Genomic DNA, 3,052 nt, shown 5'->3' on the forward strand with positions numbered 1-3,052 from the left:
TTTTTCAATAGTAGTGTAAGTGTCGCTGTGCACCAGGATTACCGGGACACCCTTCTCCGCCGCGCGGGAGATAACCTTGACATCCGGGTACAGCCCGCCCGTCAGGATTAAGGCCGAGGTGCTGGTCTCCAGGGTGGCCAGGGCCATGTCCGCCCGGTCGCCGCCCATGATTACCGCCTTGTTGGCGGAGCGGCGCATGTATTTTAAAGCGCTTTCCATGGTCATGGCGCCGACGATCACTTCCTCCACCAGCAGGTCCAGCTTATCTTCACCGGCCAGCAGTTCGCCGCCCAGCGCCTCGTAATACTCGGCCACGGTGGGCGAGGCTATTTCCGGGCGGATGGGTATGATCCCGAGCGTAGCGCAGCCCATGGTCTCCATAACCGGCACAAACACACCCTCTGTTTTGGAAAGCAGCTGTCTGGGCACGTTGTTAAAGATATGGCCGATCACAGTAAGCCCTCTGGAGGCTAAATTGTTGTTTAAAAAGATGGCCTGGTCCACACTGAGGTCATTTTCCAGTTTGATGATGTTTAAGACGGAGGCGTTAAAAAGCCCGGCCAGGCTGGCCGCGTCCAGGCCGTAAGCCGCCCCGGCGTGGGGAAAGGCGGCGCCGTCGATGATCACCACGCCTGTGTCCCGGGATATTAACTGGTAGGCTTCTTTGATGCCGGCCACGGCTGTTTCCCTGTTCTTCAAGCCGGACAGGTAAGAGGTGCCGGCGGTAAAGGGCACAATGGTCCTGGTATCGATATCCATTTTAAGCACTTCGCGCATCAGCAGGGCGTCGTTGTCCTCACCGCCGTTAAATCTCGCCCGGTTGCCGACGGGCTTGAAGTAGGTTACGTTGTACCCTTCGTTTTTAAGCTTCAGGGCGACGCCCAGGGCGACGGCTGTTTTTCCGCTGCCGGCCATTCCTGTTATGAACAGATTTTTCATGTTGTTTCACCTCACGATAGTGTTATCTTGACATCAAGGGCGGCTACACCTTTTTCGTAGGCAAAGACGGGGTTGACGTCGATTTCCATAATCTCGGGGAAGTCTACGGCCAGCATGGCCACCCTGCGGATAACCTCACTGACGGCGTCTATGTCGACCGGCTTATCGCCGCGGTAGCCTTTCATCATGGTATAGGCTTTGGTCTCGGCGATCATTTCGGATATCTCCCCGGGGCTGATGTTGTGGGCCAGCCGGAAGGAAACGTCTTTTAAAAGGTTGACGTAGATCCCCCCCAGCCCGAAGCCGATCATGGGCCCGAACTGCACGTCGCGGCTCATGCCGACGATAAGTTCAATGCCCTTGGGCAGCATCTTTTGTATTTCAACGCCGTGCGGCACTACTTTAGGCAGGTACCGGTGCACGTTCTCCATGATGCCGACGTAAGCGCTTTTAACTTGCTCGGGAGTGCTGACGCCAATTTTCACGCCGCCCACGTCGGTCTTATGCAAGATCTTAGGCGAAGCTACTTTCAGCACCACGGGGTAGCCCATTTTGTCGGCCATGGCGGCGGCCTCGTCGGGGCTCTGGGACAGGCTGGTGGCGGCGGCTGTGATGCCGTAGGCGTCGATGACTTCGGCGGCCTCGCTGCCAAGCAGGACCAGGCGGTGGTCTCTTTTGACGTCGTAGAAGACTGCTTTGACTGTCTTCAGGTCCGGCTTGAAATCGTTTTTCTTTTCTGCCGCCGGGGCTGGCTCTATAAAGCCGGCGTAGGTGGACATGCCGGCCAGGGCGGCGATGGCGGGCTCGGGCATGGTAAAGCAGGGAATGCCGTTTTGGGAAAGCAGCTTGGCGCCTTCCGCCAAAGCCGGGCCGCCCATGTAAGCGGCGACAAGCGGCTTGGCGGGGTAGGCTTGGTTTAATTCGATAACCGCCCGGGCGGTTTCAAGCGGCTGGGTGACGGCTACGGGGCACAGCAGTACGGCCACGCTGTCGACGTTTTGATCACTCAGCACTTTTTCGAGGGCAAATTTAAAGCGGTCGGCCTTGGCGTCTCCCAGCACGTCGACCGGGTTGTAGATGCCGGCCTCGGGCGGCAGGTTTAAACGCAAATCTTCGATGGTTTCTTTTTCGAAGCGGGCCATGGCCAGGCCGTTGGCTTCCACTTTATCTGTGGCGATAATGCCGGGCCCGCCTGAGTTGGTGACAATGGCCACTTTTTTTCCTTTGGGAACTGGTTGGTTGACAAAGGCTATGGCCAGGTCAAACAGCTCGGACATGCTGTAGGCGCGCAGCACGCCGCAGCGCTTGAAGGCTATGTTATAGGCCAGGTCGCTGCCGGCCAGCGCCCCGGTATGGGAGGAGGCGGCCTGGGCGCCGGCTTGGCTGGTGCCGGATTTTAAGATCACGACCGGTTTCTTTTTGGTGACTTCGGAAACTACTCTTAAAAAGTCGGGGCCGCAGGCGACGTCTTCTATATAGCAGAGTATGACTTTGGTGTTGGGGTCTGCGGCGGCTTCGGCGATGCAGTCGACTTCGTTGAGGTCGGCCTTATTGCCGAGGCTGTATATTTTACTGTAGCCGATGCCCGCGGTCTGGCTCCAGTCCAGGATGGCGGCGAGCATGGCGCCGCTCTGGGAGATAAAGGCTATTTCTCCTTGGCCGGGAAATCCTTTGAGAAAGGTGGCGTTGACCGGGGTATGGGTGTCAAGAAAGCCGACGCAGTTGGGGCCAAGCATGCGCATGCCGTATTCCCGGCAGATGGACATAAATTTTTTCTCTAGTTCCAGTCCTTCCCGGCCCATTTCTTTAAAGCCGGCGGTCAGCACCACGAGGTTTTTGACTCCTTTTTGGCCGCACTCCGCGGCTGCTTCTAAAACTTTTTTGGCGGGCACGGCGAATATGGCTGTCTCTGCACTTTCGGGTATGGCGGCAACTGACGCAAAGCTGGGCAGGCCGAGGATTTCTTTCTCTTTGGGGTTGACGGGATATATTTTGCCTTTATACCCGCTTTGGATCAGGTTGTTGACTACTGAGTAGCCTATTTTGCCGGGTGTCTTTGAAGCGCCGACCACTGCTATGGACGCGGGACTGGTTAAACTGTTTGTCACGTTCA

The 3,052-nt window shown here is 57.0% G+C and carries 2 protein-coding genes; both read right to left on the bottom strand.

Features of this window, described 5'->3' with window-relative positions; translation table 11 throughout:
• Nucleotides 1–939 (bottom strand): phosphotransacetylase family protein (locus Pmgp_RS18955; protein WP_134216205.1); only part of this gene is annotated, 939 nt, incomplete at its 3' end.
• 11 nt (nt 940–950) lie between these two features.
• Complete coding sequence (gene acs, locus Pmgp_RS18960; RefSeq protein WP_134216207.1) at nt 951–3,047, bottom strand: acetate--CoA ligase alpha subunit; 2,097 nt, start codon at nt 3,045–3,047, stop codon at nt 951–953.
• Nucleotides 3,048–3,052 lie beyond the last annotated feature (5 nt).

This window comes from Pelotomaculum propionicicum (assembly GCF_004369225.1).
In the GTDB taxonomy this organism is placed as follows: domain Bacteria; phylum Bacillota; class Desulfotomaculia; order Desulfotomaculales; family Pelotomaculaceae; genus Pelotomaculum_B; species Pelotomaculum_B propionicicum.